Source organism: Candidatus Tumulicola sp. (assembly GCA_036490475.1).
Taxonomy (GTDB): Bacteria; Vulcanimicrobiota; Vulcanimicrobiia; order Vulcanimicrobiales; family Vulcanimicrobiaceae; genus Tumulicola.
The window spans coordinates 252473-274100 of sequence record DASXDT010000005.1 but is presented as its reverse complement, the minus strand read 5'-3'; the positions used below and the strand labels follow the sequence as shown (position 1 = coordinate 274100).

Annotated in this window: 22 protein-coding genes; 11 read left to right on the top strand and 11 right to left on the bottom strand. The window is 56.9% G+C overall.

Going from position 1 to position 21628, the window contains the following annotated elements:
* Window positions 1–39 precede the first annotated feature (39 nt).
* Both VGF98_05010 and VGF98_05005 read right to left on the bottom strand, forming a co-directional pair.
* Window positions 40–1185 carry a tyrosine-type recombinase/integrase gene (locus VGF98_05010; GenBank protein HEY1680974.1) on the bottom strand — a complete coding sequence of 382 codons (1146 nt, stop codon included), beginning with the start codon at window positions 1183–1185 and terminating at the stop codon, window positions 40–42.
* Entirely contained in the window at window positions 1182–2081 is a 900-nt protein-coding gene (locus VGF98_05005) for a hypothetical protein (protein ID HEY1680973.1), read from the bottom strand. The genes VGF98_05010 and VGF98_05005 overlap by 4 nt, the downstream gene beginning before the upstream one ends.
* A gap of 371 nt (window positions 2082–2452) precedes the next feature.
* Between VGF98_05005 and VGF98_05000 the strand changes: the two genes are divergently transcribed.
* The 8 genes from VGF98_05000 to VGF98_04965 all read left to right on the top strand — a co-directional run bounded on the left by VGF98_05000 (window position 2453) and on the right by VGF98_04965 (window position 11557).
* A complete protein-coding gene (locus VGF98_05000) occupies window positions 2453–3085 on the top strand; it encodes a hypothetical protein (protein HEY1680972.1) in 633 nt (210 codons plus the stop codon).
* A 254-nt stretch (window positions 3086–3339) separates the two neighbouring features.
* A complete protein-coding gene (locus VGF98_04995; protein HEY1680971.1) occupies window positions 3340–4461 on the top strand; it encodes a hypothetical protein in 1122 nt (373 codons plus the stop codon).
* Between the two features lie 301 nt (window positions 4462–4762).
* Window positions 4763–5176, top strand: coding sequence for a hypothetical protein (locus tag VGF98_04990; protein HEY1680970.1), 414 nt, complete (start codon window positions 4763–4765; stop codon window positions 5174–5176).
* A gap of 50 nt (window positions 5177–5226) precedes the next feature.
* Window positions 5227–5577: a hypothetical protein gene (locus VGF98_04985; GenBank protein ID HEY1680969.1), complete on the top strand. Its 351-nt coding sequence runs from the start codon at window positions 5227–5229 to the stop codon at window positions 5575–5577.
* A 1152-nt stretch (window positions 5578–6729) separates the two neighbouring features.
* Complete coding sequence (locus VGF98_04980; protein ID HEY1680968.1) at window positions 6730–7464, top strand: hypothetical protein; 735 nt, start codon at window positions 6730–6732, stop codon at window positions 7462–7464.
* Between the two features lie 354 nt (window positions 7465–7818).
* Entirely contained in the window at window positions 7819–9831 is a 2013-nt protein-coding gene (locus VGF98_04975; protein HEY1680967.1) for a hypothetical protein, read from the top strand.
* Between the two features lie 115 nt (window positions 9832–9946).
* A complete protein-coding gene (locus VGF98_04970) occupies window positions 9947–11230 on the top strand; it encodes a hypothetical protein (protein ID HEY1680966.1) in 1284 nt (427 codons plus the stop codon).
* A 27-nt stretch (window positions 11231–11257) separates the two neighbouring features.
* A complete protein-coding gene (locus VGF98_04965) occupies window positions 11258–11557 on the top strand; it encodes a hypothetical protein (protein ID HEY1680965.1) in 300 nt (99 codons plus the stop codon).
* 80 nt (window positions 11558–11637) lie between these two features.
* Here the strand turns inward: VGF98_04965 and VGF98_04960 are convergent, their stop codons facing one another.
* The 6 genes from VGF98_04960 to VGF98_04935 form a co-directional block, all read right to left on the bottom strand.
* Entirely contained in the window at window positions 11638–12978 is a 1341-nt protein-coding gene (locus VGF98_04960) for a hypothetical protein (GenBank protein HEY1680964.1), read from the bottom strand.
* A gap of 169 nt (window positions 12979–13147) precedes the next feature.
* Window positions 13148–13756, bottom strand: a complete 609-nt coding sequence (locus VGF98_04955) for a hypothetical protein (GenBank protein HEY1680963.1) — start codon at window positions 13754–13756, stop codon at window positions 13148–13150.
* 579 nt (window positions 13757–14335) lie between these two features.
* Window positions 14336–14569, bottom strand: a complete 234-nt coding sequence (locus tag VGF98_04950) for a hypothetical protein (protein ID HEY1680962.1) — start codon at window positions 14567–14569, stop codon at window positions 14336–14338.
* Window positions 14569–15159, bottom strand: coding sequence for a hypothetical protein (locus VGF98_04945; protein ID HEY1680961.1), 591 nt, complete (start codon window positions 15157–15159; stop codon window positions 14569–14571). The genes VGF98_04950 and VGF98_04945 overlap by 1 nt, the downstream gene beginning before the upstream one ends.
* 81 nt (window positions 15160–15240) lie before the next feature.
* The gene (locus VGF98_04940; GenBank protein HEY1680960.1) at window positions 15241–16224 is read right to left on the bottom strand and encodes a site-specific integrase; all 984 of its coding nucleotides are present in this window, start codon (window positions 16222–16224) and stop codon (window positions 15241–15243) included.
* Between the two features lie 963 nt (window positions 16225–17187).
* Window positions 17188–17736, bottom strand: a complete 549-nt coding sequence (locus VGF98_04935; protein HEY1680959.1) for a hypothetical protein — start codon at window positions 17734–17736, stop codon at window positions 17188–17190.
* 268 nt (window positions 17737–18004) lie between these two features.
* On the opposite strand from VGF98_04935, the gene VGF98_04930 reads away from it, so the two are divergent.
* Both VGF98_04930 and VGF98_04925 read left to right on the top strand, forming a co-directional pair.
* Entirely contained in the window at window positions 18005–18628 is a 624-nt protein-coding gene (locus tag VGF98_04930) for a hypothetical protein (GenBank protein ID HEY1680958.1), read from the top strand.
* Window positions 18629–18754: 126 nt separating this feature from the next.
* Window positions 18755–19342 carry an SIMPL domain-containing protein gene (locus VGF98_04925; GenBank protein ID HEY1680957.1) on the top strand — a complete coding sequence of 196 codons (588 nt, stop codon included), beginning with the start codon at window positions 18755–18757 and terminating at the stop codon, window positions 19340–19342.
* A 12-nt stretch (window positions 19343–19354) separates the two neighbouring features.
* Here VGF98_04925 and VGF98_04920 read toward each other — a convergent pair whose 3' ends face one another.
* Window positions 19355–19705: a hypothetical protein gene (locus VGF98_04920; protein HEY1680956.1), complete on the bottom strand. Its 351-nt coding sequence runs from the start codon at window positions 19703–19705 to the stop codon at window positions 19355–19357.
* 90 nt (window positions 19706–19795) lie between these two features.
* Window positions 19796–20134, bottom strand: a complete 339-nt coding sequence (locus tag VGF98_04915) for a hypothetical protein (GenBank protein HEY1680955.1) — start codon at window positions 20132–20134, stop codon at window positions 19796–19798.
* A 49-nt stretch (window positions 20135–20183) separates the two neighbouring features.
* Here VGF98_04915 and VGF98_04910 point away from each other — a divergent pair, with 49 nt between their 5' ends.
* The gene (locus VGF98_04910) at window positions 20184–21149 is read left to right on the top strand and encodes a zinc-binding alcohol dehydrogenase family protein (protein HEY1680954.1); all 966 of its coding nucleotides are present in this window, start codon (window positions 20184–20186) and stop codon (window positions 21147–21149) included.
* 59 nt (window positions 21150–21208) lie between these two features.
* Here VGF98_04910 and VGF98_04905 read toward each other — a convergent pair whose 3' ends face one another.
* On the bottom strand, window positions 21209–21568 hold the full coding sequence (locus VGF98_04905) for a hypothetical protein (GenBank protein HEY1680953.1): 360 nt from the start codon (window positions 21566–21568) through the stop codon (window positions 21209–21211).
* Window positions 21569–21628: the final 60 nt, after the last annotated feature.

Genomic DNA, 21628 nt, shown 5'->3' with positions numbered 1-21628 from the left:
CCGAATCGGCAGGCGAGCTCGTACAACCTAAACTACAACCTATCGGGAGCGTTTGGCTTTCGAAGGGGGCGTAAGGAGAGCATCGATCTCGCGTGCAGCCTGGCGCCCGAGCTCGGGCACGTAGTGGGAATAAAGTCCCAGCGTTATCTGCGGATCCGCATGACCGAGGCGAGCGGCTACCGTTTTTGGTGACGTGCCAGCGATGAGCGACATGGTGGCGCTGGTATGTCGAAGTCCGTGAGGCGTAACGCCCTCCACCTTCGCCTTCTTGGCGATCGGATTGAGGTTGTCGCGCCGCAGGTTGCTCCTACGTGGATGCGTCCCGCCCGGCGTTACGAACACGAACGAAGACCCATGCTCTTCCTTGGCGGCATCTTTCTTACGGCGTCTTAACGCGTCGACCGCTGTGCTGCCGATATCGATGGTGCGCCGCGAACCTTTCGTCTTGGGTTCCGTGATTTGCGTGTAACCGCGCACCTCGACAAGTGCCTGCCGAACGGTCAAGGTGCGTCGTCGCAGGTCGACGTCTTTCCACTCGAGGCCGAACGTTTCGCCGAGTCGCGTTCCCGCGGTCAGCATGAGGATCCAGGCGGCCTCGTATCGATTACCGTGCGCGGCCGCGACGAACGCTCGAGCTTGAGCGGGAGTCATTACGGATTTTTCTTTTGCGGTATGTCGAGGGATCCCGACCATCGCGAACGGGTTCGCGCGCCGATAGCGGCCCTCTTTGATCGCGACGTTGAACGCGCGCCGCATTGCGACGCCGACCTTCTGGATTGTCGCTTGCGTTACTTTCTTCGCAGCTAAGTGCGAAAACAGATCGCGCGCACTATCGTTGTCAAACTTCTCTAGAGGGATTCCCGCGATGCGGTCCTTGGCGTGAAGAGTCCACGCATTTTTATAGGCCAGGTGTGTGTTCTCGCGGCGTTGCAGGCGCACGTCCTCGAGCCATTTCTCAATCCATTCGCCAACGGTCCCAATTGCGCGCGGCGCGATCGACCCACCGCCGGCGGCGCGAAGGTCCGTGATCTTGCGCATGAGTTCGGCCTTCGTTTTCGCGTAGACGAAGCGTCGCTTACGCTTTCCGTCCGCACCGGCTGGCAACTCGATGGCGTAGGTCCAGAGGCCCGAGCTCTTGTGCTGGACGATCGAACCCTCGCCCTTGGCGCGTCGACGGCTCCTCATTTCGACTTCAGTTGGAAGAGTTCGTTGTGCCTCGCCGTCCATTCTCCAGATTCAAAGTAATCCCAATTTCGATGTTTGCGTAAACGGTCGAGCATCTTATCAGTGGCATAGTTCCGTCTGTTGAAGATCATCATGAAAATCGATTCAAGCGCTTTCCACTCATCAATGCGTAGAAGCTCGACAGGCTCCGTATAGTCACCCAGAACCGTTTGCAACGACAACCACGTTTGCGTTAAGAACTCCTCCCGCTCAATAAGCCACGCATCTTTCCGCCGCACTCTTGATGCGAGATCAAAGCCACGTTGTTCGCGCAGCACGTTTGAAACGCCAGCCCACCGGCCCACGTACGCGGCGCTGGCGTTGGTGCAATCTATGGCGTCCGGAGCTATAGGTAGACGCGTAGTCCAGCGAGAGTTCGTCAAATATCGTTGTCGGTATTCCGCAAGAAACCCAGCGTGCAGACACTCATCCCGCAGTATGGGATCCGCGAGCATCAACTCCACTGCCTCGCTTATGACGTTATCCTCGAAGAGTGGTTCCATGTCTCCGGGAAGTAGGTGCGCATCGATAAGCGCAAATGCTTTGACACCCACGGGTTCAGGCTTAAACGGATACACCAACAAGTTAAGATAGCGCCGCGGGACATCGAGAGCCGTAGCGTACCCGATTTGCACATGCTCCTGAGGCGGCCGGCTAGTTTTTCGGGTGAAATGTTTGTCGATGTTGCCGCCGTTATGCCTGGGGCTTCCAACGGCCTCACCGTACAATTTAGCTAGAGTTTCTTGCGATAAACCTCGGAAAACGGCAATCCGAGCCACCTCCGTCATGAGGGGATGCCGGTCTGGAGACGGATCAACATACTTCTCGAGCGCAGAGAAACGGGTCTTAGATCGCAAGATTTCTCCATCTTTCTTGTGGTGTTTACCGCAAGATACCATAGAGACATGCCAAGTCCCGCAAGGCCCAAGAAGAACCTACTCAGCCCAAGACAGCCCGCGGATGCCGTCCCGCGACTAGCCTACACCGTCTGCGAGGCCGCACGAGCCCTAGGGGTCCACCGGAACAGCGTTTATCGTTTAATCGAAGCCGGATTGCTTAAATTTACTAGACTCGCTGGCGGAGAGATTAGAGTTCCGGTCCACGCCATTAATGAGTACCTCACTGGTGGATCGACCTCGAGCGTTGCCTAACCAGATATTTGCGTCGACCACCACTATTGTCGGCAACGTAAGACCTCAGTCGCGACTCGGAAGCGCGTAGCCCGGTAATGAGGTATCAGGACTGCCTTCAGCGCGCCATTGCAAAAGCTCTCGAACGGCAGGAAGAGGAGCGCGGCCACTTCTCCAGCGACCCGCTCTTTGCGCCGAAACGACGTCAGCAAAATCTGTTCGATCCAATGGCCCTCCGCTCAGCGCGTGACGAGGCCGCCCGTGGCAGCAACGCTGCGATTGTGCAGATCGCCGAAGAATTTTTGCGCGATCACGATCGTTTGTTAGGTCGCTTGTGCCGGCACCCTAATTGCCTTCAGCCGATCCAGCAAAACAACGGCGGGCGCGGCCGGCCGAAGCTGTTTCACTCACGGGCATGCCAAGAAGCGCTCGCGGCTTGGATCGCGCGCAGAGAACGTCAGGGCGCGAATTGGTCGGCGCTGCCGTGGAAAGACCTCGACAGCCAACCATCGCGTGTCCGCGGCGGTCGCAAAGGCTTCCGCGCCGCGCTCCGGCGCTTTAACCCTTGGTGGGGACTCGAGTCCGCGCTGGGGCCAGAACTGCGGTCGCGACTCCACGAGGTTTATCTTGAAAGCGGCGCCGCAGGCGTGAATAAGGTGCTGTCCGAGGCGTTCGGTCGTTCGTCCGAGTGGCGCGAAGCCCAAATCCGACCGGAAAACCATTTTCCGTGACGCGGCTACGTATTGGTTGGAGGCGCTATGTTTTTGACGCGTGACGGTGAAGCAATTCTCGAAACGCAGGCCAAGTTGCGCGACCTCGTCGCCCAGAGACGCGGTGCTCCTCGCCACATGCATCGTCAGCTTGACCGAGCCATCGATCGATCAATGCAGAAGCTCAAAGCCTTATGGGCCGCAGAGGCTCGCATCTGTGATCGAATGATCGGCGACCTCGCGAACCGGCGTGCAATCGCGCGTCGGTTGTCAGCTTGATCCGTGGTGGGCATGCAGGCGATACCGATGGTAGCCGGACGGCGAAAAGAAAGCTGCCCGAGTTCGCGCTCGTGCCCTTAGATTATATCGCCAACATCCCTAGTCTTCAGTCGCGCGTCCATATAGCGCTTCTTGCGTTCCGCAACAGCAAGACTGGCCAATGCAATCCGCTTACGAGCGATCTTATCGACGTTTGCAACACCACTGAAGGTCACCTCGAACGCGCATTGAGAGGACTAAAGCGCCTCGAGATCATCGACTGGAACATCGTCCGAACCGGCCCTCGGTCATCAGCCAGAAGACACTTTCGGTTTAAAGACTACCCCTCCAAAAAGAGTGGTAGTGAGGAAGCCGACTACCTTCCCAACGAGAGAGGTAATCCAGACGACTACCCCTCCGATTTGGTGGCGACTACCCCTCCAATTTGCAGTGGTGCATATAAGGTAATTCCTAACAGAGAATTAGTAACAGAGAACGTCGACGACGAGAAGGACTCAAAGATGACTGAGGAGTTACGGCAAGCGATTACCGCGCTCACGGACTGGGGCCTCATGCCATCACAGGTTAAGCGATCCCTCGAAGCAGGCCGGGCGTCGCAAATCCTCGCATGGGCCGACGCCATTAAGACCATCGACTGGACGCAGGGCCGTTATCGCTCGGTAAGGTCTCCCCGTGGCTTCGTTGATACTCAGATCGCCGAGGGTCAGATGCCCGACGTTCCCGTCGTCTCCGTCCCGGGCGAGACCGGCTACGATCGTCGGCAACGTGAGGCACGCGACCTTTTCCAAGACGAGGCAGCACCTGCGTTGTCGAGTGAACTGCTCGTAAGCACGATGCCGCGCCCCAAGCCGACATGGCGCGATGCAGCATCGGAGAACGTGCAACGAGTCATCGATCGCCTAGTCGCGGACGAAGCATGTGCGAAGTATGTCGACGAAAACTGGTGCTGTGCCAATAGTCTTTGGGTCGACCAGTTTTTTCGTGGATTCACCGTTACCGAGGACAGGGCTTTCGAGGTGATCCGCTTTGATTTACTGCGCGGAAAAACAGACGTACGCCAGACGTATCAGTGCCGTAAGGCTCGCTTCGAGGAACTACGGCTTCAGGGGGTGGCTTAGGTGACGATCGCAACGCTTCTGTCCGAGGTTGAACAAGCCGGGGTCGTCGTGGTCGCGCTACAAGATATGCTGTTCCGCGCCAGTTGGTTCGCCCACAGAGTTGACCGAAAATGGACGGACAGCGTGCAAAAACTGCGCAGCTCGGCATCGAAGCCGCACCGAAGTGCGGCCCGCCCGTAGGCGGCCAGCGCCACGCTACGCTCAAAACCGCGTGTTTGTAGTAGTTTTATCCTAGCAGTCGGGATATCCAGCCTTTCGCGCGCACGCGCGAGGGGCAGTATTCCATCAGGAGATTAGGGCCGTGAGCGGTCGTAAAACTAATTTAACCACCGAGCTAACCAAGCAAATCTGCGCCGACCTCGAGAGAGCGGTGCCGTTCAAGTACGCCTGCGGTGCGGTCGGTATCGGCAGCGCGACCGCTTACGAATGGATGCGAAAAGGTCGTGCGGGTAATCGGCGGTATGCGGCATTCGTCAAAGCAGTGGAAGTCGCGCAAGCGAAGGCCGTCTGCGATTTGCACGCCAAATTACTCAAGGCATCGAAGGGTGATGCCAAGGGCATAATGTTTCTGTTGGAGAGACTTTACCCGTCAATTTACGGGCCGAACGTCGCGCCGGCACCGGAAGAGCGTGGTCCGTTGCAGATCGTGATGCGTCGCTTAGATCCGGTGGTTGTGCCGACCGATATGTACGGCCGGGCCATTAGCCAAAACTAGAAGCTCAAAGGGGGCTAGTAACAACGCCCTCTTTTCTTTGGAGAAAAGTCATGCTTGATTCGAAACCAGTTAACGCCGCCGGTGCGTTGCCGCCACACGTGGCCCGCGGGCTGGAACGCCCGGTGGTGTTTGCGATCGTCGACGAAAAGCAGTGGAAAGTTATACAGATAGTACACTCGACGATTAGGTTCGTTCGAGATCAAGAAATTCTCAGCCGTAAGCAATACGATCTTTGTGTCCAATATGGCGTAAAGCTGCGGAATAGACATCGGTCTGTGTACAGCTTCCGCGACGAGATTTTGGACATACTTCGCGGCGCGGAGCTGACCAAGGCAGAGGCCAACGAGATCGCGGTCGCAGCGCGTGAGTGCGTTCCCTCAAAAACCACTGTTACGACATAGCGTACGAAAGTCGAGGCTTCAAAAATGGACCCATTGGAGATGACTCCAGACCAACTAGCTGCTGCGGCCGCTGCGAAAATCGGCTCAGGTAGTCGGATATTCTACCCTTCGCACCTTGGGCAGGTTAGCGAAAGCCCTGCCGCTCCGGGTTACATTTCCGACACGCAGCCAGCGTCAAATGCTCTCGATAATACGTCCGAAGAGTTTAACTCGGTCACGTAGTGTAGGCGTTACCGACAATCAACATGAGCGGCCGGCCACCGATGCCCATACATGGCTGCGCTAAAGTTGAATGGGCGTCGTCGTTCGACCAACACTTAAGCATTCAGGAGAGCCTAACCAATGCCATTTGTATCTCACGGTCACCCACCGCCGACTTTCCCTCCGCCAGAAAATGCCCCCGACCTAGAAGGTCTGTCGGACAAAGAAAAGCGTGCCGCGTTGAAAGACTACAAAACTTCCCTCCGCGATCGAACACCGGTTGAACTGGCTGATTTGCGTGGAATGACGCCCAGACAGCGTCGCGAGGCCATTCACAAGTACAAGATGAGCACCCGTCGCGATTAGCGGGAATAAGGCACGCGTCTACGACGCGATCAAGCAGTATTGGGCGGAGCACGGCCTCCACCGATTATCCGAGATCTCTGCGCGGCAGCCGGAATCTATTCGACGGCGACCGTTCACCGGTGGCTCAAGGTGCTGCGCGACGAAGGTGCGATCCAATACCGTTCTGGCAGAGCCGGCTCGATAAAACTGGCTGAGAAACAATAGCTTTTAGATTTTCCGATGATGCAAACGGCACCGTCGCGGAAAAACGTCGGCGTGACGCCGGCGATCGTGGGCGGGCGGCTACGGCTGCCCGCTTCTACATCGATTTTCCATGACGCGGCTAGTTGTTGTGTGCAAGGGTTCTCGCGTGTCCAAGAGCGCGCGAGAAAAGCCGCCGACACTCCTCGGTGGCGTTGGGGCGAGTTGGGAACGTCAGCCCGCTCGCCCCTTGGTTCTTTTGTTTGTAAGAGTTCTCGCGCGTACGACTCGCTCGCGTGAGAAAAGCCGCTTGGAACGTGCGGCGCCGGGCGGTCCGATTGTCATTGATCTGGCCGCCCTGAAATATTAACTCGATTGGAAACGGGACTAAGGAGCCCGATACTGTTGAAAAACATTGAAGTCAAGCTTTCTTCCGGCAAGGTCGTAGAGCTGCGCGGTCTGTCCGCAAAAGAGCAAATGAATGCCGACATCTCGGCCGGCGGCGAGCAGTCTAAGGTCAACTACTATCGCCTTGCAATGGCCGTCGCAAAAATCGACGGCCAGTCACCCATCAAAGTGGGCACCGGTAAGGGCAGCGGAGTCCTGGAGATCATCGCGAGCTCCAGCCTTCATCTGGACACGATAATCGACAAGTTTAAGGGCTTTGAGATCGACGAGATGGAGTCTGCCTACAGAACGGAGTTCTCTCCGTTCACGGCTGTCATCCAGAAAGCGGCGTATCAAGACCTTACGGCCGAGCAACTGATCGAGGATCCGTCCTTGGCTATCAAATCCCTCGTTACGCAACTCGATATCAGCGGCAACTACGTCGTACCGCTTTCGTCCGATCGTGAAGCCGAGTTGCGCGCCATCTCGGCGCGCGAGCAGATGTGCGCTGACGCATGGGCGCACGGCAACACGACCAAACTCCTATATTTCCGCACGGTTATGGCCGTCGAGCGTCTCGGTACGGAAACGTTTCAGCCTGCGCAGTCGGCAAAAGACCTGGAAGAACGCATTGACCGGCTCTCCGGACTCGATGTCGACGAGCTTGGCTATGTTTATCTCGACAAGTTCTCGACTCGCGGAGAAATCCTAAAAAACGAGTTGAGTCCCCCGTCAAGCGACTCGTCGCAGTAGCAGTCGCGGAGGGCATCCCGTTCGATACTGCGCTCGGCATGACCGAGATCGAGTTGTGGGACTGGGTTGTCTATTTGCGTGAGGCGCGGGGACTCGAATACGACGAAAACACCGGCGAATTCCGCGAGCCGCCTGAGAAATAGTTCATTTACAAAGATACGTAGGGCTGACGAGACGAGCGGGATTGTGATCCGCTCGCTTCGTCGTGTGCTTTCGGCCGTAGCTCCTACGCAGCAAGCTTTATTGTCGGTAGCGCCGCTACCGAAGCAGCCACAGCTAATCGGAGAGTAAAAGATGCCAATCGGTGGTTGGGTCGTCGAATCCGTCATTCGGTTTAGTTCGAATGGGGTCAATGTGATGAGCCAGTTGGCGGCAGCCACGGCTCGAACCAATACGGTGCTCGATGCGCACACTGCTAAAGTCGGTAAAGCCACCGCGGCTCTCGAGGCGTACCGGCTCAAATCGCTGCAGCTTGGAACAGCATTCTCCGGTAGCGCGTTCACTCTGGGTGTCGCGATCACGGCCTATGGCGTGCGTGGAGCAGCCGAGATGCAACGTTCATTAACCGGCGTTGGTATTGCTCTGCACTCGTCGTCGCAAGCCTCGATGAACCGTTACGCGAAGCTCGCATTTCGTACGTCTGGCATTACCGCGCAAGATGTTGGCACGATCGCCAGTGAGATGGCCATGGCCGCGACATCCGGCCTTAACGACCCGAAGAAGCTTGAGAGCGCCTTCACTCGGATTGCCAAGGCGGCCGATGTTCTTTGGATGAGTCCGAAGCACATCGATCCAGTCGAAGCCGTTAAGGACATGTCACAACTTGCGCACATGTTCGGCGTTTATTCGGGCGCGCCGTTGCAGCACATGATCGACCGATCTGCTCAGATGATGTTTGTGCAACCCGAGGCACTGAGCGCACTGGTGACTCAAGGCCGTATGTTCATCTCGACGGGCTTGGGGCACGGCGTCAGTGAAGACGACCTGTTCAAACAGGCCATGACGATGGGCCAGACCGGCTTCTTGCGCGGTCGTGGCGGCGCCGGCCTTGCGAACGTTATCGAGTACTTGAGCGGTGCAGCCAGCGTTACCGGGCATTTAAGCAAGGCTCAGCATCGCGCGATGCACACCCTGGGGCTTACCGACAACAACGGTATGCTCAAGAAAGCCTTTTTGGGGCCGCATGGCGAGCAATTGCTTGGAAAGATCGAAGATCACTTAGAATCGATCCGCAGCAAGTTCGGAATGAGCGACTTTGGTAATCTGCTCATAAACGCGTTTCTAAAGCAGGGTGGTCGATACGAGGAAACGGCATTACTGCCGGCCGTCTACAAGAAATCCCAGGAAAACTTTCAGCGGATGAACGAAATCGGTGGCGTCGATAAGATGTGGGATCAATATCGCCACAACTTCTTGTACGAGTGGGGCATTTTTACGACGAACCTGCAAAATGTCGCGAAAGCCGCATTTTGGCCAACGCTCGATAACGACGCTAAAATAGTCGAAAAGCTCGGTAGCGACCTAGGCGATCTCGTTTCCTACCTGGCCGAGCACCCGGACGCGGCAAAAAAATGGGCCAATGGCTTCATGATTGTCACTGGTCTTTTCGGCGCTCGAACTCTGATCGGGGTCGGGTCGTTCATCGCAAGTGCTTGGAAGATGCCCGGCGCTGTTACCGCAATGGCGACGTCGCTCGACGTGTTAACTAAGAACATCGTGGTTAATGCGGCGATCTTGCGCGGCGAATCGATAGGAGGCACGATCCTCGGCCCGGACGGTCGCGTGATTTCGCGAGTGGCACCCTTTGCCGGTACCGCGCTGCGTGAAGGGGAGGAGGCAGTGCAGCTCGGTAAGGTAGCGCGAACCCTGGCAGTGCTGGATGTCGTAACGATGGCCGTTACAGGCATGTCCGTCAGTACGCTGGGTATTGGAGCCGTCGCCATCGCGCCGCTGGCACTGCTATTCGGTGCATATCTGAACGCAAGGGAAGCGTCCGGTGATTCGCCACACGCCAAGGCCCTCAGTGCGAGACTAAATTGGGCAGCCGCAGGATCAAACTCCGGCATGAGCCCGCCCAATACGGGCCAGCAGGTCGACATCTTCGGCCGTCCGATCTACGATCGGGCAAATCTGCAGCGATACATGAAGGCCCCGGTATCGCAACAGATTCGTGACGGCCGCAGGCTTCACGGTCAAGCGGTCGTCTACCATATTGAGCATATAACGATTCAGAACAATGACAGCAGCAAGTCGCCGCTAGACGTACTGCGCCAGATCGAAAGCGACCCACGCTCTATTAACGCGCGAAGCGGAAACTATAGAACAAACGCGCGCATTCCGATGGTGCAAACCGTTCCGCCGCGGTAGCCGTACCAACAATCACTCTTGCCGACAAGAAGAGGTTACCGCAGTGACAGCCCCTACACAACCAGGTATCAAAGCTCGTCTCTCCCCGACGCAGTGGCGCCCGAAATACGAAACAATGCAGCCGCGCTTCGTCGTCAAGATCGACGGTCATCAGTACATTGCTGAATCCTTCGAAACGTCGATAAACGCGCACGGAGCAACGGACTCGGCGACGGTTGTTATGCCGATTATGGGAAACTCTAATATGAGTCCCACCGTCAAGGACGGCAAGGCTGTTCTCTATCCGGACTGGACGCTCAGTATTAAGCGTACCGAGAAGAACGCCGGCACGCCAGTGCTGATTGAGATTTGGGCGGGCGAACCAGTCAACCCTAGCGCATTCCGCGCGACCAACCTCGCCGGGCTAACGAAGCGGTTCAGTGGGATCGTCGATTTATATTCTGTTCAGTTCGATGACAATAAGACGACGTTTAGCTGCCGTTCGATGGCATATCCGCTGACCACGAACAAGATCGTATTCCCGTTCCCGCGTGAGAACTCGGTAACGACGGTCGCATTCATCCAGCAGCAGTGTAAACGATTTGGGATCCGTATGGCTCCCCCGAATCTTGTGGGCGATCCGGTTCTAATGATCGATGTGTTCGGCGCGGAGTTCATCTCAGGCGTCCAGGACTGGTACATCTGGGACGTTATCCTCCAGTGCGCTCAAACCGACGACGTCGACGTTTGGGTCGACCGCACCGGCACGTTACGTTACGAGGCTGCCTCGCGCGTCAAGCGAACGAAAATTCCGCTCGTGTGGGGCGAAGACATTCACGCCATAGACGGCACGCACGCCCCACAGTTTTCAAAAACGGTACGCGTCACTGTTCGATCGTACACGAAGCGGACAAGAACGGCTTCCATTTCGCGGGTCACGACTAACGCGGATGGCGGGACGGATGTCTCCGCGTACAGCCGGCGGGTCACTTCTGCGCCAATCTTTGGCACCACGTCCAGTCTCGTAACATCGATCGGTAAAAATGGGGACGTTACCACATCATTGCAAACGGTAAGTGGTGGCGCAGCAAGCGGAAGCACCGGGGTAGAGGGTGATTCCAACATCGAGCACTATCTCATACCATTGAAGAACGCGACGCGAGCTATGTGTCAAGATCAAGCGCAGAAAATATGGCGACAGATCTCGATGCACGAGTACGCGCTGAAGATCGATGTGCCCGTGACTCTGAAAAACCTAGCCGCCATGGACGTAACAGCTCTCTTAGAGATAAGCGGACTTCCCATGGCCTTGTTCAACACGCAGGTTTGGCCACGTCAAATCATTGAACGTTTATCTCCGAAGTCCGGGTGGCAGTGGGAGATCGACACGGTCAATCACACACTGCCGTCAGGGGTTTAGAGGCGCGCCTCTACGATTTACTTTCACATGAAGGAGATATCACGAATGGAGTTACGAGAGATTGAGCAGCACCTTGGAAAGAAGGTTCGTATCACGCGAACGTTCGGGCCATCGAGCCACGGCCACTTCCAGAAGTCAGATAAGGTCCCCGGTTTCTACGAGGTGCTCAGGACCGAAAAGGACGGCTCGCAAAACCACTCCATGACCCTGGCGAGTGAGATTGTCAGCATCCAGCAAATCTCGGACTCGGAGGGGACAAAGCTTGATGCGGCCTGCACATGCTCCGTCGATGAGATCAACGACGAATGCCCGACACACAAGTCATAGGCGCGGATGCCGGTAGTCAGCGGTCCGTAAACGTCATCGAAGCGTAACAATATCGGTTGTCGGCAACGAGCGAAAAAGCTTCAGATGGTCGCCGCGTCGATCGTTGGCCCTTCCATTCGATTGTCGGCCAATAGTTCACTGACCTGAACTCGAGTTTGCAACTTAGTGCTAAGCTGACAGATGCGCTCCAAGAGATTGACCGCGATGTTGCGCGCCTCTATGACGTCCTCATCAGAGACATTACGTGATCCTGTATGTGATACTTTTGAGCGGAAACCATATAGCCGTCCAACCGTCTTCCTCAGATACCTACGCTGCGCCAGGTCCTTACCCAACAGCATGGCGACGCCTTCCGAGACGTCGCGAGTTATGGGAGCTTCCTGCTCCTTCGAAAAGAACATCTCGATCGATGTCATGGCGCTCGTGACACTATTTTCTGGATTACCCTGCCGTCGGGAGTCCGCCACCCAGTGCATGGACCGCATAAATGTCTCTTCAAGATCGGACAGCCTAGAGGCGTCGCAGTGGAGTTTTTCAATGAGAGGTTGAAAACCAAGTTCCCTCATTCTATCGAGTGACCCAGCGCTTAGCGTCGCGCGATGCGTATGCTTGAAACTCTTGTTGAGTTTGCCAAGTCCGCCGTGATCGCTGAAAATGACTCGCGACGGGACATCATAAGGTAGGACGTCGGCCACAATTACAGTTGCCGGTCCTTTCGTGGTTACATCCACCATGAGCTGTAAGAAGTCGACGGCGACCTCTAGCTTTCGACTCGCTAATGTGCCGAGAAATTCATCGTCGTCAGCGCCGGCAATCTTGACCTCAACGCAGGGCATACCTTGAAATTTTGAGAGCTCTTCAGTCCATATCTTAGAATGGGCGGCTCTCATTTCTTCAGTGTCTATCGTTTCGCTTAATCCGGTTTTGAGACTCTCCAGAAAGGCATCATATTCCGAATCAATCATTCGGAAGCACCGCACATCGCCGAAGCTAAACTCCCCTTCAAAGAAAACACCGCCCAACGAATGATAGGATTTCCACGTCATTGGTGCCACATCAAATTCCTCTGCAACTCCGCGCAAAAGCTCGATCGCGTCCTTTTGTTCGGGCTTCTTGTAATGGATGTAACCGATTGCTGATAGGAAGCGCTTGTTTATGTGTTCAGCCGACCATTTACTAAGCCAGTCCTTTTTGGTGCCTTCTTCCAATGCACTTATTAGGTCCCGCAAAGCTTTCCTAGTCTCGGGTCGTTGGAAAATAACGCGCCACTCCCCGAGAGAGTAGATGAACCAATCTGGATCGGGGATTCTAAGAGGATTCGGATGTTGCGCCTCGCGGGCGACCTCTTCCTCAATGCGCGTATAGGCTTTATAGAGCCGCTCGGCAAGTCGCGCGTAACGCTGATGCTTATTATTTGTCATTCGGTCTCCCTAAAAGGCGCCCGCTAAATCTGAGTCAGAGCTTCTTCGACAAGGTTTCTTATCGGTAACGGTTGCAACCGGCGAAAGCTCAGCGTAGCTCTTTGCTATGCTGCTTGCACGTTCCGAGGTTGTACGATCCGCCAAGGCATCGGTCGGTCTTGTGCTATCGTTACCGCGCGTAGTCGACGCGGATGGTTGGGAACTGGGTAGACGCGCCCATGGTATTCTGGCCTTCCGTAGTGCCCGTAACTTTACCGATGATCGTGACTACTTGGCCGCCGTCGAAATCCCCGACCTTGTCTCCCGTCAGCAAGAGAAGCGCCGAGTCACTGGCTTTTTTCATTTGCACATTCATCTCGTTCTGTTGGCGCGCCTGGGCTTTTGCAACTGCGTCGGGATCGGAATAGTCGACGTCCGAAGTGTTCGAAAGCCCCGATGTGAAGTTTACGGTGACGGACTCTCCGCAGATCGCGTTTGCTTCTTTAGTGCCGTCTCCGGCATCGACGACGTTTGAGATTTTGCAGGGAAACCTGACGTATGTTCCCGTCCATTTGTCTGGATTTCCGTAAACCTTCGACGCCGTTGCGCCATGATTCACCTGCGCCACTTCGTCTGCTTTTGATAGCGGCGTATCCTGCGAGCTAGATGCATCCTGTGTGGTGGTCGATAAATTGTCCGCCGACTGCGAGTCATCAGTTGAAGCGTGGTGGTTACCGCAGCCCGAAATAAAGAGGCTCAAAACGATAGCAAAAGAGACCGCGAGATGTTTCGACGTCACGTTAAACCTCCACTCAATAAAGCAATGAGCAAAGCATCCAGATTCGTTGAGAAGACGGGTTCATGCTCGGGTCGATCGGAGCCTTTTCGGTCGCCCCGAGCTCGTTGGCGGATCAAACTGCATCCTATCGAGCCGTAACGCGGTCACGGCCGGCATGGCCGACGGATATACATCGAACGAGTTTCAAGCCGTTCGAAATGCTCTTCTGGTCTGCAAGGACGCCGATCGAGCGTATCTCCGACGATGGATCCTCCGATGGGTCGATGATCACGGCCGGATCGATCCTAGCGCCGAGCCTTTGCCGAAAAAAGGCTGCTGAACGCGGCCGGCGCTGCGTTAAAGGGAGCCGAGGACCGCGCCCGGTCCCCGACCGCGACGCAAAGTTATCGGTCACTCACTTTCTGGCGCGAAACGGAATAACTTGTCCTTTCGTCTGATCGAGCAATGACGCTTTGCGTCGCGGTCGGGGACGCCTGAATCGGGTCGAAGCGGTGCGCCCCTCGAGAGACTTTAAACGAACGTCGAGCTGCCCTAGGACAAAACACAACTGCGCAAATTCGCTAAGCGGAGCATTTTCACTCATTGCTTTGCCCGTTCAATCTCTGCTCGAACGATTGCAGCATATACTTCGGCTGCTTCCAAGGGGTCGACCACCTTTGCCGCAATCTTCATCGCATCTTCGGCGCTGACTGCCGCCGGATCGGCAAGCAACTTCGTCACAGCGGCGCGAGCAAGGTTGAACTCCTTAATTTGGTCAGCTTCGGTCGGCCGACGACGCGCGCGAAAAACGTCGAGGCTAATAACGTTCTTCATTACAGCCGTTCGCCTTCAATCCATCCGTTTTCCACATCGCGCTTCGCCTGCTCTATTTGCGCGCGTCGCCTGTCAGCGGTATCATCTGCATCGAGGGCGGACCACTTTTTATGTGCTCGCCACAAGTCGCCATTGATTCGTACGCGAGACCCGTGGGCCAGGCAAGAGAGGTTTAAAAGTACCCACTGCGGGCCAGTCAGGCTTGATCCGGTTGTGCCATCGATTTCTGCGCGCCGTATCATCGCGGCGCGCAGCTCACGTTCGCGCTCGGAAAGAGGGTCGCGACTCCAATCGATCTCGACATCGTTGCCAAGGCGCGCGATTATCGCATTTGCTGCGCGTAATGCATCGTTTGGCGAGAATGTCTGCTCGACGACGTTTGGCTTATTCTCCGTTAATGTTCCGAGCGCATGCTGGAGCATTCCTCGACGTGAGTGGAAGGCTTGAGCAGCGCTTACAATTCGTTCGGGTTCGGCGGCGTCATGCGCATCACGCGGGTTGTCGCATACAGCGCAGTTTGCGAGCTTAGTGCGATCGCTCTTGACGGAAGCGAACGCGAAGCAGGCTCTCAAGAGTGATGGCTTATCCACGATGGAATCCTTTCGAGAACGGTGTGAGTGGAGAAATAGACGAGTCAACAAAGTTCAATGTCGGTAACGTTGCGGAAGAGGTTAAGCGATCATCGTCGAGAGAGCGACGTCGTCAAACGCTTGCGCGGGTCGTACGTAGGTCATTAATACGGCCAATGATTTGTGACGTGTAGTGCGCGCGATCGTGTCGAGCGACACTTTGGCTGATGCTGCAACCGTCGCGAAGCCGGCTCTAAGACTGTGTCCCGAGAAATCGCCGGCGACCCGAGCACGTGCGGCGAGTTTCTTGATGAGGTTCGCGACGTCGCGGCCGTCGATGGAATGGTCTGTCGCGGCGCCCTGGAGGCTGTACGCGCGAAATAGGGGGCCGCAGTCGAGTCCCGCGGCGTCGAGCCACTCCCGCACGGCGCGGACGGCACAGAGCGACCGGTTTGCGACGCTAGGAACGGCGAGTTCGACGCCTTCGCCGATCTGATCGGTTTTCGACCGGCGGATGCGGAGTCGAAGTCCTTCAGTGCAAAAGGTTACGTCGCCAACGATAAGCTCGGCGATCTCGGAGCGTCGGAGCGCAGCCGCGAAGCCGAGAAGAAGAATCGCCCGGTCGCGCTTGGCTTTGGAGCCGTCGCCGCGGATCTCGAGGAGGAGCGCGCGTAGCGCGTCGAGCGTGAGGGCCGATTTCCGGGTCTTTGCTGCCCCTATTGTGCGCGCGATGCCGCGAAGTGTCCGACGCACCATTGGATGCGCTACGGGCGAATGTAGGCCGGTTTCTCGGTGTCTGAAAGCGATCGCCGCCAGGTGGTGCTGAATCGTAGCGAGTTTTAGTGTCTGCGCCAGCTCGGTGATGTAAAGAACGACCGTTTGCGGCTCCGCCGGCTGCCCGCGTAGGCCACGGCGGGCGCACCAGCCGTCGAACAGCCGAAGATCGCTCCCATAACCGCGGAGCGTGTTTTTCGCGTGGCTGGCTTCGGCGTAGGTCTGCGCCTGGTCGATCGTGTGCGCGAGGGTCGCGCGATTGTCGGCACTTGCAACCGGCACGGGGTAATGCTGTATGGTAGAGGTGGTCAATGGAACTTACCCTTCCCTTGGCTCGGGCCTCGCCGGAGCTCTAACCGGCGGGGCCTTCTGATAGAAAGTGTACCAGAAGTACAGCCTATCTACAACCTATCAGTGCGACGAACAGCGACGCCGGGAGACAGTGGGAGGCATATTTGAGCGCTAGAATGCGTACAACACCGTAGCGGAGTGCCTCAGGAATTGACTGGGGGTCAAGAGGTCGCTGGTTCGAATCCAGTCAGCCCGACCAGATAAAACGCCGTAACCATCGGCGTTTTTGTTTGTGGCGCGCTCTTAGCCGTTCCAGCGACGCAGTTAGAAGAGTGTCAAGCTTCGGTCAAAAGGAGTAAGATTTAGCATTATGGCTTCATCTACATGTTAGCGGTTCTACTCGCAGTCCACGTCTGGTTCGGAACGTACTCCGTTTTGGACGTCGGCAAGACCGGAGTTCCGCAACTTACAACGCTGCAGGCTCGATGGCTGCATTTAATTCACGCGGTTCCGACCTATAGGAAGCGGTGGTCATACATGCGCTTTGTGAAGCAACCGAGTCCCAAGCTACCATCCGATCCTCCCTTGGTCGTATTCGATGCTCAAGGGATCGATCGGGAGAACGAGCACGATTTGGCCGCCGCCCCATCGCCGTGGTTTCACGTCATCGGAGAGCCGTGCAATTTTACGTACAGCCCACAGAGTCGATCGTACGTAGCCGAGACGTCGGCTGCATGCTCCCCGGAGCAGCTTTTGCCCCAGGTGCCAGGTGAATCGAGCGTCTTGAAGCCGTAGTCGAAGCAGCAACGCAGGTACCGAGCGGCACCGCAGTCATCACGCTTGAAGACTTGCGGTTGGGCGCGATGACGCGTCGAAGCGATGAAGCGGTCGTTGCGGTAGACCCAAGTATCGGGGAGAGGCGCGGTGTTGAGCGACCTCAAGGATCCGCGAAGTGGGCCAGAACCGAGACGAATCCCCGTCGATTCAAGAAGAATAGAACTTTTGGCTAAAGGTCGCCGTCTTAAGGTCCAGCGTTGACGCGCCCTTTTGCTTTACGGGTGCAAATAGGAACGAAATGTGCGGTATCTTCATGCCGCCGTCCTTTGGGTAGCACACGGTATCGTAATAGTTCAGATTATTGGCCGTCGCAGTGCCGTCAAACGCGTTCGCGCCCGATGTGACGGAGAAGGTCTCATTCAATGTTAGAAATCCCGGAGGCGCGCTTAGATAGAGTGCATAGACCGCGACGCCTTTTGCTTGAAACGTGCCGGGAAGCGGGCCTTGCGCTGTGCCGGAAACGTGGAATCGAATCGTTTCAAACTGCTTCGTCCTTCCTCCAGACGCCCTGCAGCTAAACTTTATTGACGTTCCAACGAACGTTTCGCCATCCAGCGTTAGAGGCGTCGCCGTAGGAGTCGGCGACGCGAGCCCCGGCGCTGAGGGTGCAACGATTTGGTTGCTGCTGCAAGCATTCAGCGCGAGAATCGCGGCCGCGGTGAATAGGCCGACAAACGACAAACATAGAGTTCGCACGATACACTCCTTTTCCGCGTCTTATGCGAACGGAAATGGTAGGCGTGCCCGAGATTGCTCGGGTAACTGCCGTCACTTTATCATTTTGGAAGGCTTAAAGACAATAGGAGGGGCTTGACCAGAAGCATTGCGGAAAATGATTGGGGGCTCAAAAGACTTGTTAAACCGCCAATCGTAGCACAGCGTGAGCGGGTACCCAGACTCTCGAGCTTCTTCGGGGATCAAACAAACATAGCGCCGAACTTGGTTTAACGGGGGATATCGAACGATGAAGCACGCGGCGAGAATTAGCATATTGTTGGTGGTCGGAGTGGTGCTCGCATCGTGCGGAGGCCCACCCGGGCAGACTTCGCAGCCCGCCGGCGGAGCGGGACTGTCCGCGTTGCCCACTGGCTGTTACGTATCGAAAATCGACCCCACGACGGTGGACGCGACGATCACGTTCTACGGTTGGCCCGACAACAGCCCGCCAGGAAATGCGATCGCACATCCCGTGCTGCACCAAGTCGCCTCGGGCGACGGAACGTATTGCAATCCTACGACATTCGCCACCGAGAAAAAGAATGACAACCAGATTCCGTACGGCATTAAAATATACGTGCCATTTCTGGAGCAATACTTTATTCGCGAAGACGACTGCGCCCACTCGGGACCGCATCGCGGTCACGGACATAACGGCTGCTCGGGCTTATGGTTCGATCTTTGGATCGGCGGCGATAAGGCGTCGATACCGCACGACGTGTTTTGGTGCGAGAATCATTTGACGCCGAACGGTAAGGTGCAGGTCGTGCTAAATCCCGACGACGGTTTGTCGGTCGAGAACGCAGGACCCATCTACCTCGACGATCCGGCGCCGAAGGGAACTTGCTTTGGCACACCTGAGAAGAACTGACGCCGAAGGTTGAGACTTCGCAAACAGCTTTTGCTGGTAATTGCCGCGGTCGCTATCGTGAGCGCTTGCACGAATCGAGCACCAAATGCAACGCCCCTCCGCGCAAACGTTGGGGAGACGTTGAACGTGCGCTTAGCGCCGGCATTGGTTCCCCAAGCGATACGGGCGTTACAAGGCAGCGCAACGCTCGATGACGCAACGGTGGCGCTGCAGATTTATCCGACATACGCGATGCGAAGCTCTACCAACGTCGAAGCGAACGTCTATACTGCGGCGCTCGACGACGCTCGCGCTAAAGCCCAAGCGATCGCCACTTATGCTCGAGTTAGACTCGGAAACGTGCGAAGCGTCGATGAAGTCGCGCCAACCCTAGGTGGCACCGGCTATATCGGCGCCGGACGACTCGCGCCGATGCCTGCGCCAAGAAGTGCGTCAGTTTCGGCGCCTGCAAGCGGTGTCGTTATGCTAGCAGTAACCTTCGATGCCGGAGGCGTTCCGATTTCGGTTCTCGGCACGCATACTGGGCCTCCGCCGCAGTATAACCTTGGCGACGCCACTGGGGTGTCGGTTGAGATTCGGGCGCGCGGCGAAACCCTTGGCGCCGCTCAGCGCCGTATGAACGCGGTCGAGGACTCAATCCGCGGAATCGTAACGCAATATGGCGCAACGGCGAAAGGCGTCATCGTCACTTCGGCAGACGCTAACACCTTTTGATTCGGTGGAAGACTAGCGCTTCTTTCGGGCGCTTTTCTTCGCGGTCGACTTTTTTGCGGACGATTTTTTCACGGAGGTCTTCTTCGTGGACGACTTCTTCGCTTTTGCTAACGCTCCGCGGCCGGCGCTTCCAACCTTTGCGGTGAGCTCCTCGGCGACTTTGCCGCCGCTCTCAACAACGGAGCCAATAGCGGCAATAACTTTGCCGGCTTTCTGAGCTCCTTGCGCGACCTGTTTCGTTTTGCGAGCGACGCTAGATGCTGCAGAGGTTACTTTCTTAGCGGTCTTTTTCATCGAAGCACCGGCGCGCTTTGCGATCGATTTCTTACCGGTTTTCTTGGCCGTCGTTTTCTTAGCTGCCATAAAGTTCAATATCTCCTAATGTCTGGCACCCAACGGGCACCTGTGCTGGCAACCTTCCCCTGACTTGCCTCTACGCAAACATACGTTGTGTTAGAAAGGCCGTGCGCGCCGGCGCTGGGCGGCGGCAATTCTCTGTCGCAGCGGCGGTAAGAGATCTGCGCGCAGGTCTTCGACCGCTTTGGCCGCGCTGTACGTGGCGATATCGTATTCGCGTATGTCCTTCGGCGACTCACGCCGCCCGGGCTTGGGTAACGCGTCGAACTCTATGAGAGCTTTATTGTTCGAAAACGTGCAAGACACCCAAAACTCCGAGAAGCGCCGGCGGTCGTTCGAACCGTCCTTCTTAGGAAACCCGAGATGCGGGTGTAGGAGCCGGAAGAGATCGAGTCTCCAGGCTTGCTCGAGCTCGCTGCCGGTCGTCGTAAACATACTGCAAGTATAGCATGGGCCTTCGGACGGCAGTTCGAATCGCCCCACCATGCATGCAGCTGTCGTTACCGACGTTACCAAACCGCCGCGCTGGTTGGAGTTCGCCGATCCGTTACCGGCGGCAAAGGAAATCGTCGTGTCGGTACGCGCCGCGGCGCTGAGTCCGCTGGCGCGCGGGCGCGCCTCGGGAACGCATTACAGCGCGTCCGGTGCCGATTCGTTCGTGGCCGGCGTCGACGGCGTGGGAATAACGCCCGACGGACGGCGAGTATTTTTCGCGTTTCCGCGTGCACCATTCGGCACGATGGCCGAACGCGCACCCGTTTCGCTGGATAACTGCACGTTGGTGCCCGACGATCTCGACGACGTAACCGCCGCGGCGCTGGGCAATCCGGGCATGTCGTCGTGGGTCGCATTGCGCGAGCGTGCGAAGTTCGAGCGCGGCGAGTCGGTGTTGATCAACGGAGCGACCGGTTCTGCCGGCCGCTTGGCAGTTCGAATCGCGCGCTATTTGGGTGCGCGCGCGGTCGTCGTCACGGGACGGAACGAGTCGCAACTCGAGGCATTGCGCGACCTCGTCGACGAAGCGATTCCGTTGTCGTTGGAGCCGGCCGAGCTCGAAACGCGATTCGACCAAGCGCTACGAACGCATCGCGTCGGCGTTATCTTGGACTATTTGTGGGGCACGTCGGCCGAGCGGCTCGTTGCTGCGATCGCCCGGAACTCCGGGGGAGACGCCGCGCCGCGCATTCGATTCGTGCAAATCGGCGCAGCATCGGGAGCCGATATCCGCTTGCCGGGCAGCGCGTTGCGTTCGTCGGGCGTGGAGATCATGGGAAGCGGCTTGCGCAGCGTCACCAACAAAACGCTGATCGCTTCGATCGGTGAGATGTTGCGCGAAGCAACCGGCGCCGGACTCACCATCGATATTGTCACGGCTCCGCTCGAAGAGGTTGAATCGGCGTGGCAACGGGATTCGGGTTCGCGCCGGCTGGTTCTGGTCGCAGACGCGTAAAGAAAAACACAAACCCCGCGTGATAGCGGGGTCTGTGCTGCTAGAGAAGGAGCGGTTGTTTAGTGGAGGATGACTCGGCCGACGACGAAGACGCCGTTGCTGTAGTGACCGACTAACGCGACGCGCTGTCCCGGTTGCGGAGTTCCGCCGGTCGGGTAGATCACCGTTCCGTTCTTCAGGTCGACTGTTTGCTCTTCGCCATTTTTGCGCATAACGGTCAACCGATAGGGACTGAAGTTTTGCACGATGCCGACCATGACGTGCTTCTTATCATACTGAGGAGTGTCCCAGCCATTTTGCCACGAGGTGTAATTCGGATACGGATACGCCTGCGCGGAGGCGGGGAGCGCCGAGCCGAACGTTCCAACGAGCGCGCCGAACGCGAGCGCCGCGATTGTCGTTTGCAGTAGGTATTTCATGCTTCTTTGAGTACCCACCGAACCCACGACGAAACTCGCAGCGCCAGAGTTTTAGTCACT

Excerpts from the sequence above, each read along its gene's own strand:
- VGF98_05000 (HEY1680972.1), top strand. The coding sequence starts at position 2,453 with ATGAGGTATCAGGACTGCCTTCAGCGCGCCATTGCAAAAGCTCTCGAA.
- VGF98_04905 (HEY1680953.1), bottom strand. The coding sequence starts at position 21,568 with ATGAAATACCTACTGCAAACGACAATCGCGGCGCTCGCGTTCGGCGCG.
- VGF98_04965 (HEY1680965.1), top strand. The coding sequence starts at position 11,258 with ATGAAGGAGATATCACGAATGGAGTTACGAGAGATTGAGCAGCACCTT.
- VGF98_04950 (HEY1680962.1), bottom strand. The coding sequence starts at position 14,569 with ATGAAGAACGTTATTAGCCTCGACGTTTTTCGCGCGCGTCGTCGGCCG.
- VGF98_04930 (HEY1680958.1), top strand. The coding sequence starts at position 18,005 with ATGAAGCACGCGGCGAGAATTAGCATATTGTTGGTGGTCGGAGTGGTG.
- VGF98_04960 (HEY1680964.1), bottom strand. The coding sequence starts at position 12,978 with ATGACAAATAATAAGCATCAGCGTTACGCGCGACTTGCCGAGCGGCTC.
- VGF98_04915 (HEY1680955.1), bottom strand. The coding sequence starts at position 20,134 with ATGTTTACGACGACCGGCAGCGAGCTCGAGCAAGCCTGGAGACTCGAT.
- VGF98_04910 (HEY1680954.1), top strand. The coding sequence starts at position 20,184 with ATGCATGCAGCTGTCGTTACCGACGTTACCAAACCGCCGCGCTGGTTG.
- VGF98_05010 (HEY1680974.1), bottom strand. The coding sequence starts at position 1,185 with ATGAGGAGCCGTCGACGCGCCAAGGGCGAGGGTTCGATCGTCCAGCAC.
- VGF98_04970 (HEY1680966.1), top strand. The coding sequence starts at position 9,947 with ATGCAGCCGCGCTTCGTCGTCAAGATCGACGGTCATCAGTACATTGCT.
- VGF98_04920 (HEY1680956.1), bottom strand. The coding sequence starts at position 19,705 with ATGGCAGCTAAGAAAACGACGGCCAAGAAAACCGGTAAGAAATCGATC.
- VGF98_04985 (HEY1680969.1), top strand. The coding sequence starts at position 5,227 with ATGCTTGATTCGAAACCAGTTAACGCCGCCGGTGCGTTGCCGCCACAC.